We start from the raw sequence: 241 nt of genomic DNA on the forward strand, positions 1-241 counted from the left end.
GTATAAGAGACAGGACTACTAGGGTATCTAATCCTGTTTGCTCCCCACGCTTTCGCACCTAAGTGTCAGTATTGGTCCAGGTAGCCGCTTTCGCCACTGGTGTTCCTTCCGATATCTACGCATTTCACCGCTACACCGGAAATTCCACTACCCTCTACCATACTCGAGACATCCAGTATCGGAGGCAATTCCTAGGTTAAGCCCAGGGCTTTCACTTCCGACTTAAATATCCACCTACGTG

The 241-nt window shown here is 49.4% G+C and carries 1 rRNA gene; it reads right to left on the bottom strand.

Annotation, left to right across the window (positions count from 1 at the left end):
* Positions 1-241 (bottom strand): 16S ribosomal RNA (locus ACTHSL_RS14120); the annotation flags it as partial.

Origin of the sequence: Neisseria sp. P0008.S010 (assembly GCF_051962715.1) — a bacterium.
Lineage (GTDB): Bacteria > Pseudomonadota > Gammaproteobacteria > Burkholderiales > Neisseriaceae > Neisseria > Neisseria elongata.